The following is a 16,097-nucleotide window of genomic DNA, read 5'->3' as shown; positions in this document are numbered from 1 at the left end:
CTTGTTGGCGTCCACGGAATGGGTCAGTTTGCCCGGATCAGTGGATTGCGCACCCGCAGCGCGGGAAAACGGCTGAAATCGCGATCGGCGCTCCACAGCTCGTGTACGCCATGCAGCAGGCACAGCGCGGCGATGCGGGCGTCGTGCACCATGGGACCCTGCAATTTGGCACGTTCGGTAATTTCACGCAGTTGCGGCCAGTAGTCGCCGCTTTCCGACAACAGCATCAGCGTAGGTGACTCCAGCCAGATCTCGATCTGGGTAATCGCCTCATCGGGCGTGCTGGGCGGTGAATACACACGTGGATGCGTGGCGACGCTGTAGAACTCATGTACACAAGGCCATGGAATGGCCCAGGTGGCGCGGCCTTCGGCCAGGGATGCAATGGCCTGTCTGGCTGCAGCGTGGAACGGGTTGTCCTGGCGATGCGCGTATACCAGCAGGTTGGTATCCACCGCAATCATGAGCCATGGCCTTCATAGAGGGTGTCGCGGATTTGCTCCCAGGAGGCGCCCTGGAATTCCGGTGTGATGCCATTGCCGGCTACGCTGCCATCGCGCAGCTTGAAGGGGGGCTTGTCTGCTGCTCGGCCATGACTTTGCGCAGGCCTTGTTCGATCAGTGCCTTCATCGTCATGCCGTGAGCGTCGGCAAAGCGGCGCGCCTGTGCAAGGAGCGGATCGGGCAGTTCGATGGTGGTCTTCATGTGGGTCACCACTCTGCATGATATGGGTGCCCATATCATGCAGAGGTGGCGGCCATCTGGCAACTCACGCAGCTTCGCGGAAGGCAGGTAGGCGCTCGTGCCGTCAACTGAGGAAGCCGGTGCAGGCGCATGGTCTGCATGCCTGCGCCGGCTTCGGGCCGGACATCAGCCGAACATGTCCTCGTAAATCCCCCGCGCCCACTCGAAGTCCTCGCCCACCGTCTCCGGCTTGCGCTCGTTGAAGTCGATCTGGGTCTGCTCGATGATGCCGAGATCATTGACCTTGTAGTCGAACTTCACCGAGATCGCTTCCTGCGGCTGGGTGCTGACCATCATGAAGCACAGGTTGTCGGGCAGGCGGTAGCCCGGCTGGCGGTCGGCCTCGCGCTCGGCGATGTAGTGGGCGACGATGCGCGCGTGCTGGTTGGCGACGTGGCCGGCCTTGGGATAGAAGGAGAACTGCGGCGACACGTAGCCGACCGCGTCGCCGATCACGTACACGTCCTTGTCGTCCTCGGCGTGCAGGAACAGCGGGTCGACCGCGGCCCAGCCGTCCGGCCCGCCCTGGAAGGCCTGGCCGACCACGCCGGCTTTCCACGCCAGGTCGCCGGCCTGGTGCGGCGCCATCAGGATCGCGTGGTCGAAGTCGAAATCGCCGGCGGCGGTCTTGATGCGCTTGTTGAACGGGTCGACTTCCTTGACGTGGGCGTTCGGCACGTAGGTGATGATGTCCTTGTACAGCTCCTGGAAGGCGGCCTTGAAGCCGGGGCCGATCGGCATCACGTCCGGCTTGTGGTCGAGGATGATGATCCGGGCGTTGAGCTTCCTGGCCTTGAACAGCGAGGCGATCAGGCAGGCGCGCTCGTAGGGGCTGGGCGGGCAGCGCTGCGGCGGCGGCGGCAGGGTCATCACCAGGTCGCCGCCCTTGAAATCCTGGATGGCCTGCTTGAGGCGGAAGTGCTCGGCGCTGGGGATGTAGGCCGCCGGGAAGCGGGCGCGGGTGGCCTCGGCCGCGCGGCGGTCGTTGCCGAACCAGGCTTCGTAGTTGTAGCGGATGCCGGGCGACAGGATCAGGTAGTCGTAGTCGAGTGCGCCGGCGGCGGTGATGACGCGCTTGGTGTTGCGCTCGATTTCGAGGATCTCGGTCTGGATGAAGCGGTAGCCGAGTTCCTCGGATACCTTCAGGTAGTCCTTGGTCAGGTACTGGGTGTCGACGACGTCCACCAGCCACTTGTTGCTCATCGGGCAGGAGAAGAAGTTCTGGTTGCGCTCCAGCAGCACCACTTCCAGGTGCGGCACCTGCTGGCGCAGGTATCTGGCGGCGGTGATGCCGCCCCAGCCGCCGCCGCAGATGACGACCCGGCGTGCCTTGCCACGTGGGAGCAGGGCCTCGGTGCTGCGCCCGACCAGTGGCGGCAGCGGGCGTTCGGTGCCCGCGCGCGGCACGGCCGCCTGGGCCAGGCCGGGCGCTGCCAGCGCTGCGGTGGCGATGCCGCCGCTCGCCGCCAGGAAGCGGCGGCGTGAAGCATTGTGTCGATCAGTCATGGTGTTCCTCCCGATGGTGTTTTCAGCCGCCCCGGTGCGGGATGCCGCCGGGGTTCGATCGGCCGTGCGCAAGGCTCGGCCGTGGGGGTGGCGACCGGGGTCGCCTTGCCGGACGGCAGATATTCAGATCGGCCTGATGTGTCCGGCCGCCCGGGCGGCATGGCTGCCGTCCGGGCGGATTCTTCGAAGCGATGCCGGTCCGCGTGCCGGCTGCTTCAGTGCGCTTGCTGCGTGGTCTCAGCGCGGCCTGGCCGCGAGTTCGTGAAGCTGGGCGGCGAAGCGGGTTTCGTCGGTCTGCCGCAGGCAGCGCAGGTCCAGCCACAGCGCGTTGTCGGCGATGTGGCCGATGACCGGTACCGGCAGCCCGCGCAGGGCTTTTTCCAGCCGGTTCAGCAGACCGCCCTTGCGCTGCGGGCGGCACACCAGCCCGGCGGAGGGCAGGCGGTCGATCGGCAGGCTGCCGGAGCCGATCTGCGAGCGCATCGGCTCCACGCTCACCGTCAGCGGCCACCCCGCCAGCGCGGTGGCCAGCGCCGGGTGCAGGCGTTCGGCCTGGGCGAGGATGTCGGCCTGGGCGCGGGTCAGCAGTCTCAGGGTTTCGAGCCGTTCCGGCAGGCGGTCGGGGTCGCGGTACAGGCGCAGCACCACCTCCAGCCCGGCGAGGGTGATCTTGCCGACGCGCAGCGCGCGCTTCAGCGGGTTCTTCTTGATCCTGGCGATCAGTTCCCTGCGGCCGACCAGGATGCCGGCCTGCGGGCCGCCGAGCAGCTTGTCGCCGGAGAAGGTGACGAGGTCGGCGCCGGCGGCGATCGTTTCGCGCGGCGTCGGCTCGTGCGGCAGGCCCCAGGCTTCGAGGCCGGTCAGCGTACCGGAGCCCAGATCCTCGACGAAAGGCAGGCCGTGGGCGTGGGCGATGGCGGCGATCTCGGCCTGCGACACCGACTTGGTGAAACCTTCGACCGCGTAATTGCTGGTATGCACCTTCATCAGCAGGCCGGTGCGCGGGCCGATGGCTTCTTCGTAATCGCGCGCGTGGCTGCGGTTGGTGCAGCCGATCTCGACCAGCCGCGCGCCGGCCCGCTTCATGATGTCGGGTATGCGGAAGGCGCCGCCGATCTCGACCAGTTCGCCGCGCGAGACGACGACTTCCTTGCGCTGGGCCAGGGTGTTGAGCAGCAGGAACACCGCCGCGGCATTGTTGTTGACCACGGTGGCTGCTTCGCCGCCGGTCAGCTCGGCGAGCAGCTCGGAGACGAGGTCGTCGCGGTCGCCGCGGCCGCCGGAATCGATGTCGTATTCCAGCGCGCAGGGGTGGCGGGCGGCCTCGACCATCGCCGCGATCGCTTCCTCGGGCAGGGTCGCGCGGCCGAGGTTGGTGTGCAGCACGGTGCCGGTGAGGTTGAAGACCTGGCGCAGCCGGGACTGGCTGTCGCGGGCGATGCGCTGGCGGATCGCGTCGATCAGGGCCGGCAGCGCGGCTGGTGGGCTGCCGTTCCTGGCCGTCTCGCGCACCGCGGCAAGTTCGCTGCGGATGGCGCCGGTGACGAGCTGGCGGCCGTGGGTGGAAATTTCAGCGGCGATCGAGGGCTCGGCGAGCAGGCGGTCGACCGCGGGAAGGGAGGCAAGTGGGGATGTCGTCATGGCCTGGGCCCGAACCGGGCAACGAGGTCTATCGAAGGTTGAAGCGTAGTCGATTCCGGGTTTCTCGGGTCGCACCGGCGGCCGGTGCTGCTGTAGCGTGATGGGCCGGCATTGCCGGCCCCGAACATCGTTGCCGTGTTCAGCCGTCCGTCCGGGATTCGGTGATGCCGCCCGGAATGAACAGCGGATTCGGCCCGCTGCGCAGGTAGCCGGCTTCATCGACCAGGATGTCCAGCGCCAATGTGGCGAGATCGTCGGCCACCGGGTCGGCGCTGGCGTCCTTGTCGCGCAGCACCTGCTTCAGGTAGCTGTGGCAGTCGTCGCAGACTTCGGCGCGCACGGTGTCGTGGGTGGTGTTGCCCTCGGCTTCGAGCACGCGGTAGGACACCTTGTCGGTTTCGCCGCAGCTCGTGCAGTTGGCGCGCACCAGGTTCCATTCGGTGTTGCACAGTGAACAGTGCAGATAGCGCGCGCCGGTGTATTGGCCGGCCTGGATCACGCTGCTGACCGGCAGGCTGCCGCAGCAGGGGCAGACGCCGGGCACGTCGAGCCGGGCCAGGCCGGCCAGCGCGGGCTGGGCGGCCATCCAGGTCCAATACACCTGCAGCGCGGCGGCGATGAAGGGCAGGCGGGCGCTGTGCGCCGGGTCGTATTCGGTGCGCAGCACGCCGTCGGCCAGGCGTTCCAGTTCGGCGATGTCGGTCGTGATCAGCCCGGCCAGCACTGGGCGCAGCGCCTCGGGCGCATGGGCTTGCAGGCCGCCGGCGAGGGCGGCGAGGTGCTTGCGCCAGACCGGGTCACGCTGCCAGCCGTTGGCCGGCAGCACCGGCATGCCGTGTTCGCGCGCCTGCGTGCGCGCGGCATCGGACGGCAGGGGTACGGCCGGGTGGGCTTTCAGCAGGTCGTGCTGGATGCGGCTCAGGCGGGCGAGAAAGGCGAGCCAGTCGCCCAGGGCGTGGCCGTCGGCCAGGCGTTCGAAACGCGCGGCACGGTCGGCGAAGACACTGGCCGGCACGGGCTGCAGCACCGCGGGCGCTTCGGAGCCCTGCTGCAGATTGGCGCCGGCGGCGGTTTGGGGCAGGTTCATGTGCTTCCTCACAAGGCGCGGCGGGCGGTGCCCGGTTTGACCGGACACCGCCCGCCGTGGGTCGGGGACAGGACCGATCAGTCCTTGCCCGTCATCTGGCGGTACCAGCCACGGTGGTGCTGCTTGGCCCAGGCCCGCGTCACGGTGCCGTAGAGCATGGCGCGGATGGTGCCGCGGGTCCAGATCGCGGCATACACGTGCACGAAGATCAGGCCGATCATGAACGCGGCGGCGGCGGCATGCACCACCACGGCGATGCGCACCAGCTCGGTCGGGAAGTCGAACTGGCTGCGCCACATCACCACGCCCGAGACGGTGATCAGCACCATGCACAGCGTCAGCAGCCAGAACAGCAGCTTCTGGCCGCCGTTGTACTTGCCTTGCTCGGGCATGTCGTGATCGTTGCCGTCCACCATCTTGCCGACCTTGGACAGCCAGTCCCAGTCCTTCCCGCCCATCAGGTTCAGGCTGGCGAAGCGGAAGAACATGATGATGAAGAACACCGCCATCACCACGCCGATCCAGGGGTGCAGGATGCGCGCCCAGGTGCCGCCGCCGAACAGATTGACCAGCGGGAACAGCGCGGGGTGGAAAAAGGCCAGGCCGGACAGCGCGAGCAGGATGAAGCAGATGCCCACGATCCAGTGGTTGGCGCGCTCGGAGGCGTTGTAACGCTGCAGGTCACGCGGATTGCGGATCATTGTGCGTCCTCCTTTTCCATCTCCGCTTCGAGCTCCTTGGAGACCTCGTTCGGACCCTTCATGACGTAATGGAACAGGCTGCCGATGGCCGTGGCGCCCAGCGCGAGCAGGGCGAGCGGCTTGGCGACGCCCTTCCACAGCGCCACCGTCGGGCTGATCTGCGGGTTCTCCGGCAGGTCGGCGTACAGCGTCGGCTTGTCGGCATGGTGCAGCACGTACATCACGTGGGTGCCGCCGACGCCTTGCGGATCGTAGAGGCCGGCGTTCTGGTAGCCGCGATCCTTGAGGTCGTCGATGCGCGCCTCGGCGTAATGCACCATGTCCTCCTTGGCGCCGAACTTGATCGCGCCGGTCGGACAGGCCTTGGCACAGGCGGGTGCCTGGCCGACCGCGACGCGGTCGGAGCACAGCGAGCACTTGTAGGCCTTGTTGTCCGTCTTCGACAGCCGGGGGATGTTGAACGGACAGCCGGTGATGCAGTAGCCGCAGCCGACGCAGTTCTCCTGGTGGAAATCGACGATGCCGTTGGAGTACTGGATGATGGCGCCCGGCGAGGGACAGGCCTTCAGGCAGCCGGGATCGGCGCAGTGCATGCAGCCGTCCTTGCGGATCAGCCATTCGAGCCTGCCGTTCTCCTCGACCTCGGTGAAGCGCATCAGCGTCCACGTCTTGTCGTCGAGATCCTGCGGGTTGTCGTAGATGCCGACGTTGTTGCCCACTTCAGGGCGGATGTCGTTCCACTCCATGCATGCCGCCTGGCAGGCCTTGCAGCCGATGCAGGCGGACACGTCGATGAGCTTGGCGACTTCGGTGGTTTCGCGCACCTTGGGCGCCTCGGTGGTGGTCGCCGAGCGCCGCGCGATGTCTAGCGATTGCAGTGCCATGGGGCCTCCCCTATGCCTTCTCGATGTCCACCAGGAACGCCTTGTACTCCGGCGTCTGGCTGTTGGCGTCGCCCACGAACGGCGTCAGGGTGTTGGTGATGTAGCCCGGTTTGGTCTCACCCTTGAAGCCGTAGTGCAGCGGGATGCCCACCGTATGGACCTTGCGGCCCTCCACCGTCAGCACCGGGATGCGCTTGGTCACCACCGCCACCGCCTTGATGTGGCCGCGGTTCGAGCGCACGGTGACGACGTCGCCCTTGCGGATGCCCTTCTCGGCCGCCAGTTCCTCGGAAATCTCGACGAAGTGCTCCGGCTGGAGGATCGCGTTGATCTTCGAGGTCTTGGTCCAGAAGTGGAAGTGCTCGGCCAGGCGGTAGGTGGTGGCGACATAGGGGAATTCGTCGGCCTTGCCGAACACTTCCATGTCGCCCTTGTACACCCGTGCCGCCGGGTTGCTGACCACCGCGGGCACGTCCGGATGCATCGGGTTCTTGCCCAATGGCGTCTCGAACGGCTCGTAGTGCTCGGGGAAGGGTCCTTCCACCATGCCGGGCGCGAACAGGCGGGCAACGCCTTCGCCGGTCATGATGAAGGCGCCGACGCCCTCTTCCGGTGCCGCGTTGGGCCGCATGTCGGGCACGTCGTTGCCGCCCCAGGCCTTGCCGTTCCAGTGGATCAGGTTGCGGCTCGGGTCCCATGGCTTGCCGCTGGCGTCGCACGAGGCGCGGTTGTACAGCACGCGGCGGTTGGCCGGCCAGGCGAAGCCCCAGTTGAGCGACTGGCCGAGGCCGGTCGGGTCGCTGTTGTCGCGCCGTGCGGTGAGGTTGCCGGCCTGCGACCACATGCCCGAATACAGCCAGTTGCCGCAGGCGGTGGAGCCGTCGTTGCGCAGCACGGCGAAGCCCGCGACCTGTTCGCCGGCCTTGACCGTGACGTTGCCGCTGGCGTCGGCCAGGTCGCTGACCGCATAGCCGCTGATCTCGCGCGCCAGCTCTTCCGCGGACGGATGGCTGGGAATGCGGTAGGGCCAGTGCAGCTTCATCAACTGCTCGGGGAAGGCGCCGCCTTCGTTGGCGTACATCGCCCGCAGCCGGGTGAACAGCTGGCCGAGGATCTCGGTGTCCTCACGCGTTTCACCCGGGCCGTCGGCAGCCTTCCAGTGCCACTGGATGACGCGGCTGGAGTTGGTGAAGCTGCCCTCGTGCTCGGCGAACAGCGCCGCCGGCAGGCGGAACACCTCGGTCTGGATCTGCGCCGGATCGACCTTGTTCAACTCGCCGTGGTTCTTCCAGAACTCGGACGTGTCGGTGGCCAGCGGGTCCATCACCACCAGGTACTTCAGCTTGGACAGCGCGGCCGAGACCTTGCCCTTGTTGGCGACCGAGGCCAGCGGGTTGAAGCCCTGGCAGGCGAAGCCGTTCATGCGGCCCTGGTGCATGCGCTCGAACATCGCCAGCACGTCGTAGGCGGTGTCCTGCTTGGGCAGCCAGTCGTAGCCGAAGCTGTTTTCCGCGGTGGCGTTGGGGCCGTAGAAGGCCTTCAGCAGGCTGACGAAGAACTTGGAGTAGTTGCTCCAGTAGTTCATCTGCCCCGGGCGCAGCATCTTCGGCGTGCGCTTGGTGACGAAGCTCTCAAGCGTCGGTTCGGCATCGGTCGGCTCGTGCAGGTAGCCCGGCAGGCTTTCGCCGAACAGGCACTGGTCGGTGATGCCCTGCACGTTGGCGTGGCCGCGCAGTGCGTTGATGCCGCCGCCGGCCATGCCCATGTTGCCCAGCAGCAGCTGGATCATCGCCATCGTGCGGATGTTCTGCGAACCCACCGAGTGCTGTGTCCAGCCCAGTGCGTACAGGATGGTCATCGTGCGATTGGGCGCCGAGCATTCGGCGATCATCTCGCAGACCTTCAGGAAGGCATCCTTCGGCGTGCCGGTGATGCGGCTGACGGTGTCGGCGTCGTAGCGGGCGAAGTGCTTCTTCATCAGCTGGAAGACGCAGTTCGGGTCCTGCAGCGTCGGATCGACCCTGGCGTAGCCGTCCTCGCCCATCTGGTAGCTCCAGGTGGACTTGTCGTAGTTGCGCTTGTCGGCGTTGTAGCCGCTGAACAGGCCGTCCTCGAAACCGAAGTCGGGGTTGATCAGGAAGGGCGCATTGGTGTGCGTCTTCACGTACTCGTGCTGGATCTTGTCGTTTTCCAGCAGGTAGTGGATGACGCCCGACAGGAAGGCGATGTCCGAGCCCGCGCGGATCGGCGCGTAATAGTCCGACACGGCCGCGGAGCGGGTGAAGCGGGGGTCGACGACGACCAGCCTGGCCTTGCGGCCCTGCTTCGCTTCCTGCACCCATTTGAAGCCGCAGATGTGGGCTTCGGCGGCGTTGCCACCCATGATCAGGACGAGGTCGGCATTCTTGATGTCGACCCAGTGGTTGGTCATCGAACCACGCCCGAAGGTCGGAGCCAGACTGGCTACCGTGGGAGCGTGTCAGATGCGTGCCTGGGTGTCGAATGCAACCGCGCCAAGGCCGCGCAGGATCTTGTGGGTGAGGTATCCCGGTTCGTTGGAAGCGGCGGAACTGGCGAGGAAACCGAAGGTGTTCCAGCGGTTCACCGTCAGGCCGGCGTCATTCTTCTCGATGAAGTTGGCATCGCGGTCGGCCTTCATGTGCCTGGCGATGCGGTCGAAGGCTTCGTCCCAGGAAATGCGCTTCCACTCGTTGCTGCCGGGTTCACGCACTTCGGGGTGGGTCAGGCGCAGCGGGCTGTGGACCATGTCCAGCAGGCCGGCGCCCTTCGGACAGAGGCTGCCCCGGTTGACCGGGTTGTCCGGGTCGCCCTCGATGTGGAAGATCCGCGCCTTGGCGTTCTTCGACTTGTCGCCCATCGAGTAGACCAGGGTTCCACAGGATACGGAACAGTATGGACAGATGCTGCGTGTTTCGGTGGCGTGCGCGAGCTTGTACTGACGAACTTCGGCCAGTGCCGCGGTGGGTGCGAAACCCATCGTGGCCAAGCTCGAACCCGTCATGCCCGCCGCGCAGACCTTGAAGAATCCGCGTCTCGAGACGTTCATGGCTCCCTCCGTCTTCGTTGGTTTGCAGGGCTGTGTTGCACAGCTACGGCCAATGGAAACATAAAACCATATGAAATGTAAGGCATAGGTTTACCCTAGTGGAAGGAGGGTGATCCGGGCGGCGCGGCCGGCCTGATGCCATTGGTTTTACCGGCGCTAGCCGTGCTGTCCGGCGGTCTCTCCGGGCCGCCGGTGGGTGGCGATGCAGGACACCACGCTCATCGACACCAGCAGGAAGGCGGCGATTTCCAGCGCCGTCGGCAGCCGCTGTTCCCAGGCGAATCCGTACAGCAGCGCGAACAGCGTCTCGAACAGGATCATCTGACCGACCAGGGTCAGCGGCAGCAGGCGGCTCATGCGGTTCCACAGCGCGTTGCCGGCGATCGAGGCGAACAAGGCCAGGCCGGCGGCGACGCCGGCGAGCCGGAGCCAGTCGGTGGTGGCGTGTGACGAGTTGTCGAGCAGCGCGGCGAACGGCAGCAGCGCAAGCGTCAGCGCGCCGGTGACGACGCCGGTCAGCAGGTTCCAGTCGTGGGCGGTGATGCCTTGCAGCCGCGCCAGCCAGCGGCTGTTGGCGACGGCGAACCAGGTCCACGTCGCCAGCGCGCACAGCGCGCACAGCAGGCCGGCGAGCTGACGTTCGGTGGAACCCGAGGCCGGTGCGGCCAGCGCCTGCCAGCCGATGCACAATGCGCCCGCTGCGCAGAAAACGAGTGAGAGCGTGAGCTTGCGCAGCGGCACCGCACCGGCGTCGCGGCTGCCGATGATCGTCACCGCCACCGGCAGGAAGCCGATGACGAGCGAAGTCATGGCGATGCCGCCGAGCTGCACCGCGGTGGACAGCAGCGCGTAGTAGGCAATGTTGCCGACCAGCGCCAGGCTGCCGACGCCGATCCATTCGCGCCGAGTCAGCCCCGGCAGCACGATGCGCCGCCGCGGCGCGAGCAGCGCGGCGGACAGCAGGCCGTAGAACAGGTAGCGGCCGAAGGTCAGGTGCAGCGGGCTGAAGTCGCTGACCAGCTCGGGCGCCAGGAACACCAGGCCCCACAAGGCACCGGCGCCGGCGCCGCAGAGGATTCCGATCGTGGTTTGCGAACCGCCCGGCATGTCTGTCTTCCTCGTCTGGTGAAGGCGACAGGCTAGGCATCCGCGCCGGGCGGGTCTTGTCGAAAGCTGCCGGGTTTTGGGCTCAGGCTCCTGCGGCTTTCCGCCGATAGGCCGCCGGCGTCATGCCGCAGGCCTTGCGCACTGCGCGGGTCAGCGCGCTCTGGTCGGAAAAGCCGGCGCGCAGGGCGATTTCGGCGATCGGCAGTTCGGTCGTCGCCAGCCAGCGCAGCACCTGTTCCAGCCGGCGCTCGGCCAGCCAGGCATGCGGCGTGGTGCCGAGCTCCTCGCGGAACACCGCATGCAGGCGGCTGGTGCTCAGCCTGGCCTGCGCCGCCATGTCGGCGACCGTCCAGCCGAGCGCGTGCTCGGTGCCCATGGCGGCGAGCAGCCCGGCGAGGCGGGAAACCGGCCGCGGCGGTGCTTCGGCGAGCGCGTCGAGCAGCAGCGGCGTCCACAGCGCCGTGTTTCGGGCCGGCGCGCCGCCTTCCAGCGCAGCGCCCATGTAGTCGATCAGATGCGCCGCGGCCGGTGTGACGGTGACGAAACGGCGTGCCGCAAGGCTATCCACCGCCTGTGCGTCGGGGAGGTCGACCACCAGGAAGCGGTTCGGCTGGCGGCCTTCCTGCGCATGGCGCGTTCCCGTCGGCACGTAGGCCGCCCGCGTCCGATCGAGCCGCGCGCCCTGCCCTTCGAGCTCGATGTCGAGCGAGCCGGCAAGCGGCAGCACGAGTTGGGCGAAATCATGGGCATGGGCATGGGCGTGGCCGTCCGTACCGTAGCTGCGGATCGAGATTGCTGGCGGCGGGGTGTCGGGTTCGTTCTGGCTCATTGCTGGCGGCGTCCCGAATGGGGCAGGCGCGCATCGGGATGGCGGCTGCAGTATGTATCGTCTGCCGGGCTGTGGACAACCGTGCAGCGCTGGCGTCCGCTATCGAAGATGTCCCCCGGAGCCGTCGATGCCCGGCGTCCGCACGTTTCCTCGATCGGGAACAGCGCCTAACATGTGCGGCCTGGCCGCGGCCGGCGCAAATTCCGCGTCGCGGCACGAGTCGTTTGATCCGAAAGGAGCCGTTCATCATGACCCAGACCGCATCCGCCCCTTCCATTCTCATCATCGGCGCATCGAGAGGCATCGGCCTCGGCCTGGTGCGCGAATACCTGTCCCGGGGATGGCAGGTCATCGCCACCGAGCGCAAGCCCTCTCCCGGCTCCGCGCTCGGCCGCGTGGCGCAGGCGTCAGCAGGCGCATTGCGCGTCGAAGCGATCGACATCGACCAGCCCGACCAGATCGCTGCCCTGGCGGCGCGCCTGCAGGGCGTTTCGCTGGACGTCCTGCTCGTCAATGCCGGCGTGATCGACAGCCCCCGGCTGCCCATCGGCGAAGTCGGCACCGCGGAATTCGTGCGCCTGATGGTGACCAATGCCCTGAGCCCCTTGCGCGTCATCGAAGCACTGGCCGCGCTGGTCAGGCCCCAGGGCAGCATCGCTGCGATGTCGTCGGGGCTGGGCAGCATCGCCGGCAACGCCGAAGGCGGTTCCGAGCTGTACCGCGCCAGCAAGGCCGCGCTGAACATGCTGCTGCGCAGCTACACCGCCCGTGCCGGCGGCGAGCGCAGCGTGCTGGCCTTGATGCCGGGCTGGGTGCGCACCGACATGGGCGGTCCGGATGCGGCGATCAGCGTGGAAGAAAGCGCGAAGGGGCTGGCCGACACCATTGCCCGGCACCAGGGTGAGCGCGGCACGATATTCGTCGATTACCAGGACAAGCCGATCCCCTGGTAAGGAGGGCGATGGCGTGTGGCGGCCGGCCGGGGCTGGATGGGGCCCGGCAGCCCGCCCTCAGTGGCTCAGTCCAGGCCGGAGAAGTCCGGCTTGCGCTTTTCGAGGAAGGCCGCGAAGGCCTCGCGGGCTGCAGGCCCCTTCGTCCGGACCACGAAGGCGTCGGCTTCTCGCTTGATGCGGGCCAGCACTTCGTCGGTATTCCTGAGCAAGGCCTTGGTCTGCAGCACGGAGCCGGCGGGCAGCCGGCTCAGGCGCAGCGCCTGTGCCAGCGCGAAGTCCAGCACCGGCTGCTCGCTGACGACCCGATTGACCAGGCCGATTTCCCGGGCTTCGCCGGCGGACAGCGGGTCGCCGAACAGCAGGGCCTCGGAGGCGCGCTGATGGCCGGCGAGCCGCGGCAGCAGCAGGCTGGACGCGCCTTCGGGGATCAGGCCGAGGGCGACGAAGGGAAACGAGAAGCGGGCGCTGTCCTGCGCATAGACCAGGTCGCAGTGGAACAGCATCGTCGCGCCGACGCCGACCGCGAGTCCATTGACCGCGGCGACAATCGGCTTTTTCACCTGGACGAGCGCATTCAGGAAATGGAAGGGCGGCGCATCCACGCTGTCCGGGGGGTACTCCAGGAAGTCCTGGAGATCGTTTCCCGCCGAGAAGGCGTCGCCTTTGCCGGTGAGCAGGATCACCGACACGGCGGCATCCGCGTCCGCCGCGACCAGCGCTTCACGCAGCTGGTCGTACATCGCCCCGGTGAAGGCGTTCTTCTTCTCCGGCCGGTTCAGCTCGATGACCTGGACGCCATGCTGGCGGGAGCACTCGATCATCCATGTTCTCCTGACGGGATCATCGGCCGATGGTAGCAGCGTTCGCAATCAGCGGACGGAGCTTGTCGTCGTAGTCGGCCAGGCGCGGAAACTCGAGCGGGACGTCGCCGTCGAGCGAGCGGATGCGATTCTTCCAGGCGTCCATGACCTGGTTTCGCGCTTCGCCGGAGAGATAGGGAATGTGCCAGCCGACGAAAGGAGGCAGCACCTGCAGTCCGGCATAGGCCAGCGTGCCCTGCAGGAAATGCTTCAGCATGTCCTCGATCGGCCCGTGGATGCCTTGTGCTTCGAACATGTGCTCCTGGCCGCCCAGCGTGAGACCGACGAGCGCGCGGCGCCCGGCCAGGCCGCCGCGGTCGTAGAAGCGCTTGCCGCCGTAGACCTGGCCCGAGACGAACACCCGGTCGATCCAGCCCTTGAGGATGGCCGGTGTCGAATACCAGAAGATGGGAAAGACGAACACGACGAGATCGCTCCACAGCAGCTTGTCGAGTTCCGCACGGATGTCGGCGCTGAGCGTGCCGGTCTGCACGCCGTGGCGCTGTTCGAGCGCGTAGACGCAGTAGCCGGGATCGGCGCGCTCGCCGAAGTCGGCCGTCGAGGCCACCGGCTGGAAACCCATGGCATACAGGTCCGAGACCTGGACTTGGTGGCCCTGCTGCTCGAAGGCCTCGACCGCGGCGGACTTCATCGCGGTGCAGAAGGACTGCGGCTCGGGATGGGCGTGGACGATGAAAACTTTCATGGATGGGCCCTCGTGTTCGGCAGGCCGCGCCCCCGTCGCTGCCGGCCGGGCGCGTCTTCCTGTTGGCAGCCGCTTCGGTTGAAGCATTTGCGGATGCAGGCAGTTTAGGAATCCGGGCCTGCGGTGTAGAGTGGCAAAAACGACTATCCATGTGCGAATTCCGCCATTGCCATGATCCACGCCGCGATCCTCGTGCTCGAACAGTGTCATGCCTCCAGCGCCGGCGGCTTTGCCGACATCCTGCAGGTCGCGAACGCGCATCTGCGACGGCAGCAGGGCGCCGATGCCGTGCAGTTCGGCTGGCGCTTCGTGGCCTTTTCGGACAGGCCCGTCACCGCGAGCAACGGCCTGCAACTGCAGGTGCACAAGCTGGAGCCGGGCGAGCGCTACGATCTCGTCTTCATCCCCGGCCTGCATTACGAGGGCCGTGCGCGATTCGACCGCCTGCTCGAGCGCCAGGCCGAGGCCTGCGCCTGGCTGGCCGCGCAGTGGCGAGCCGGGGCGTGGATCGCCGCCAACTGCACCGGTACGTTCGTGCTGGCGCAGACGGGGCTGCTCGACGGCAGGACGGCGACGACGACCTGGTGGCTGGAGCGTCAGTTCCGCGCCCGCTATCCGGAGGTGGCGCTGCAGTTGCGCTCGGTGGTCACCGAGTCGGAGCGGATGGTCTGCGCGGGCGCTTCGGCCTCCTACCTGCTGCAGGCGATCCGCGTTGTCGAACGCTTTGCCGGACCGGCCGTTGCCGCGCAGACGGCCAGGAGCCTGTTGATCGACGTCAGCCAGACCAGCCAGGTCCCCTACCTGCCGCTGCTGGCGGAGCGGACGCACGCGGATTCGCTGGTACTGCGTGCGCAGCACTGGCTACAGCGCAACATGGCGCGGGAGCTGCGGATCTCCGAGCTCGCCGCGGCGCTGGCGGTCAGCGACCGCACGCTGATCCGGCGCTTCAAGGCCGCGCTGGAACAGACGCCGCTGAGCTACCTGCAGGATCTCCGGCTCGAGGCTGCCCGCAGGCTGCTGGAAACCGGCGACCAGGGCATGGACGCGATCGCCGGCCAGGTCGGCTACACCGATACCAGTTCGTTCGCGCGGCTCTTCCGCCAGCGCGTCGGCATGAGCCCCGGCACGTATCGAAGCCGCTTCCGGTTCGATTCAGCGCCTTGACGGTCGGAGGCCGTGCACGGGGCATGCCAAGTCGCCGTTCGTCTCCTGCAAGCCGGATCAGCCGGCTTATTGTCCGCGGGTGAACAGATAGTCGTTGTCCGCCAGCGGAATGTGACAGGAGAAGCACTGGATGCCGCCGTCCGTCACCGCCCTGGCGTTCGGGTCGCCGCCCTTGAAGGCCTGGAAGCCCCAGCCGCCCGTTTCGGGGTAGCGCTCGTCGTCCTTGACCATCACGGCGACGACCTTGCGCGCGGCCTGGGACAGCGAGTGGTTGTCGTCCGCGGAATAGGCGAAGCGGTCCACGGCGAAGGTGGCGCCCTTGGCGAACTTGCCGGTCTTCAAACCCTCCCGTGCGGCGGCATCGACATAGACGTGCTGGATGCCGACGTTGCCTGCCGGCTCGTGCCCGTCGAGGTTGACGGTCGAATGATGGTGGTGCCAGTCGCGGTAGCCTTCCGGGAAGGGAATCCGGCTGGTGTCCTGCGCGGCCAGCGCGGTGCCTGCGCCGCCGAGGGTGATGGCAATTGCCAGTGTCCTGAACATTTCGTCGCCTCCTGATCTCGTTTCGGGAACGGGTCCGGCGATGGGCCGGAGCCCGCGTTCTCATGGGTCATGCCCGGCTTCAGCCTACACAGGAGTGTCGCGCCCGGCATCGCCCGGATCGGCGATCGAAGATCGAGAAAATCATGATCCGGTGCGTTGCCATGCCGGCCGCCGGAGCGAGCCTGCGGCCGGCATACACCTGCTGCCGGCATGGATTTGATCCATCACATGGAAAGCGACGGGCGTCCTGCCTTAGCGTCGCAATTCATTCCGCGACCGGCCGCCGCTGCGCGGCCATCCACAGG

At 67.3% G+C, this 16,097-nt stretch carries 15 protein-coding genes; 2 read left to right on the top strand and 13 right to left on the bottom strand.

What is annotated here, in order from left to right:
- Positions 1-23: 23 nt before the first annotated feature.
- The 10 genes from AAFL97_RS21275 to AAFL97_RS21230 form a co-directional block, all read right to left on the bottom strand.
- Positions 24-464, bottom strand: a complete 441-nt coding sequence (locus tag AAFL97_RS21275) for a type II toxin-antitoxin system VapC family toxin (RefSeq protein WP_341646634.1) — start codon at positions 462-464, stop codon at positions 24-26.
- A gap of 79 nt (positions 465-543) precedes the next feature.
- Positions 544-705, bottom strand: coding sequence for a hypothetical protein (locus AAFL97_RS21270; RefSeq protein ID WP_341646633.1), 162 nt, complete (start codon positions 703-705; stop codon positions 544-546).
- 165 nt (positions 706-870) lie between these two features.
- Positions 871-2,250 carry an FAD/NAD(P)-binding oxidoreductase gene (locus tag AAFL97_RS21265; RefSeq protein ID WP_341646632.1) on the bottom strand — a complete coding sequence of 460 codons (1,380 nt, stop codon included), beginning with the start codon at positions 2,248-2,250 and terminating at the stop codon, positions 871-873.
- 237 nt (positions 2,251-2,487) lie between these two features.
- Entirely contained in the window at positions 2,488-3,891 is a 1,404-nt protein-coding gene (gene selA, locus AAFL97_RS21260) for an L-seryl-tRNA(Sec) selenium transferase (RefSeq protein ID WP_341646631.1), read from the bottom strand.
- A 139-nt stretch (positions 3,892-4,030) separates the two neighbouring features.
- Complete coding sequence (gene fdhE / locus AAFL97_RS21255) at positions 4,031-4,978, bottom strand: formate dehydrogenase accessory protein FdhE (protein WP_341646630.1); 948 nt, start codon at positions 4,976-4,978, stop codon at positions 4,031-4,033.
- A 77-nt stretch (positions 4,979-5,055) separates the two neighbouring features.
- The gene (locus AAFL97_RS21250) at positions 5,056-5,679 is read right to left on the bottom strand and encodes a formate dehydrogenase subunit gamma (protein ID WP_341646629.1); all 624 of its coding nucleotides are present in this window, start codon (positions 5,677-5,679) and stop codon (positions 5,056-5,058) included.
- Complete coding sequence (fdxH, locus tag AAFL97_RS21245) at positions 5,676-6,563, bottom strand: formate dehydrogenase subunit beta (RefSeq protein ID WP_341646628.1); 888 nt, start codon at positions 6,561-6,563, stop codon at positions 5,676-5,678. The genes AAFL97_RS21250 and fdxH overlap by 4 nt, the downstream gene beginning before the upstream one ends.
- Before the next feature lie 10 nt (positions 6,564-6,573).
- Complete coding sequence (gene fdnG, locus AAFL97_RS21240) at positions 6,574-9,630, bottom strand: formate dehydrogenase-N subunit alpha (protein WP_341646627.1); 3,057 nt, start codon at positions 9,628-9,630, stop codon at positions 6,574-6,576.
- A 156-nt stretch (positions 9,631-9,786) separates the two neighbouring features.
- A complete protein-coding gene (locus AAFL97_RS21235) occupies positions 9,787-10,737 on the bottom strand; it encodes a DMT family transporter (RefSeq protein ID WP_341646626.1) in 951 nt (316 codons plus the stop codon).
- A gap of 82 nt (positions 10,738-10,819) precedes the next feature.
- Positions 10,820-11,566: a helix-turn-helix transcriptional regulator gene (locus AAFL97_RS21230; protein WP_341646625.1), complete on the bottom strand. Its 747-nt coding sequence runs from the start codon at positions 11,564-11,566 to the stop codon at positions 10,820-10,822.
- 248 nt (positions 11,567-11,814) lie between these two features.
- Here AAFL97_RS21230 and AAFL97_RS21225 point away from each other — a divergent pair, with 248 nt between their 5' ends.
- The gene (locus tag AAFL97_RS21225) at positions 11,815-12,519 is read left to right on the top strand and encodes an SDR family NAD(P)-dependent oxidoreductase (RefSeq protein WP_341646624.1); all 705 of its coding nucleotides are present in this window, start codon (positions 11,815-11,817) and stop codon (positions 12,517-12,519) included.
- Between the two features lie 65 nt (positions 12,520-12,584).
- Here the strand turns inward: AAFL97_RS21225 and AAFL97_RS21220 are convergent, their stop codons facing one another.
- Entirely contained in the window at positions 12,585-13,340 is a 756-nt protein-coding gene (locus tag AAFL97_RS21220; RefSeq protein WP_341646623.1) for an enoyl-CoA hydratase, read from the bottom strand.
- A gap of 19 nt (positions 13,341-13,359) precedes the next feature.
- On the bottom strand, positions 13,360-14,085 hold the full coding sequence (locus tag AAFL97_RS21215) for an NAD(P)H-dependent oxidoreductase (protein WP_341646622.1): 726 nt from the start codon (positions 14,083-14,085) through the stop codon (positions 13,360-13,362).
- Positions 14,086-14,256: 171 nt separating this feature from the next.
- Between AAFL97_RS21215 and AAFL97_RS21210 the strand changes: the two genes are divergently transcribed.
- Complete coding sequence (locus AAFL97_RS21210) at positions 14,257-15,249, top strand: GlxA family transcriptional regulator (protein ID WP_341646621.1); 993 nt, start codon at positions 14,257-14,259, stop codon at positions 15,247-15,249.
- A gap of 66 nt (positions 15,250-15,315) precedes the next feature.
- On the opposite strand, the gene AAFL97_RS21205 is transcribed toward AAFL97_RS21210, so the two are convergent.
- Positions 15,316-15,792: a cytochrome P460 family protein gene (locus AAFL97_RS21205; RefSeq protein WP_341646620.1), complete on the bottom strand. Its 477-nt coding sequence runs from the start codon at positions 15,790-15,792 to the stop codon at positions 15,316-15,318.
- Between the last annotated feature and the right edge of the window lie 305 nt (positions 15,793-16,097).

Source organism: Thauera sp. SDU_THAU2 (assembly GCF_038260575.1).
Taxonomy (GTDB): domain Bacteria; phylum Pseudomonadota; class Gammaproteobacteria; order Burkholderiales; family Rhodocyclaceae; genus Thauera.
Note: the sequence above shows the minus strand (reverse complement) of the source record. Positions and strands in the feature narration are given on the sequence as shown.

Excerpts from the sequence above, each read along its gene's own strand:
- AAFL97_RS21250 (WP_341646629.1), bottom strand. The coding sequence starts at position 5,679 with ATGATCCGCAATCCGCGTGACCTGCAGCGTTACAACGCCTCCGAGCGC.
- AAFL97_RS21205 (WP_341646620.1), bottom strand. The coding sequence starts at position 15,792 with ATGTTCAGGACACTGGCAATTGCCATCACCCTCGGCGGCGCAGGCACC.
- fdxH (WP_341646628.1), bottom strand. The coding sequence starts at position 6,563 with ATGGCACTGCAATCGCTAGACATCGCGCGGCGCTCGGCGACCACCACC.
- AAFL97_RS21210 (WP_341646621.1), top strand. The coding sequence starts at position 14,257 with ATGATCCACGCCGCGATCCTCGTGCTCGAACAGTGTCATGCCTCCAGC.
- selA (WP_341646631.1), bottom strand. The coding sequence starts at position 3,891 with ATGACGACATCCCCACTTGCCTCCCTTCCCGCGGTCGACCGCCTGCTC.
- AAFL97_RS21215 (WP_341646622.1), bottom strand. The coding sequence starts at position 14,085 with ATGAAAGTTTTCATCGTCCACGCCCATCCCGAGCCGCAGTCCTTCTGC.
- AAFL97_RS21225 (WP_341646624.1), top strand. The coding sequence starts at position 11,815 with ATGACCCAGACCGCATCCGCCCCTTCCATTCTCATCATCGGCGCATCG.
- AAFL97_RS21270 (WP_341646633.1), bottom strand. The coding sequence starts at position 705 with ATGAAGACCACCATCGAACTGCCCGATCCGCTCCTTGCACAGGCGCGC.
- AAFL97_RS21265 (WP_341646632.1), bottom strand. The coding sequence starts at position 2,250 with ATGACTGATCGACACAATGCTTCACGCCGCCGCTTCCTGGCGGCGAGC.
- AAFL97_RS21220 (WP_341646623.1), bottom strand. The coding sequence starts at position 13,340 with ATGATCGAGTGCTCCCGCCAGCATGGCGTCCAGGTCATCGAGCTGAAC.
- AAFL97_RS21235 (WP_341646626.1), bottom strand. The coding sequence starts at position 10,737 with ATGCCGGGCGGTTCGCAAACCACGATCGGAATCCTCTGCGGCGCCGGC.
- fdhE (WP_341646630.1), bottom strand. The coding sequence starts at position 4,978 with ATGAACCTGCCCCAAACCGCCGCCGGCGCCAATCTGCAGCAGGGCTCC.
- AAFL97_RS21230 (WP_341646625.1), bottom strand. The coding sequence starts at position 11,566 with ATGAGCCAGAACGAACCCGACACCCCGCCGCCAGCAATCTCGATCCGC.
- AAFL97_RS21275 (WP_341646634.1), bottom strand. The coding sequence starts at position 464 with ATGATTGCGGTGGATACCAACCTGCTGGTATACGCGCATCGCCAGGAC.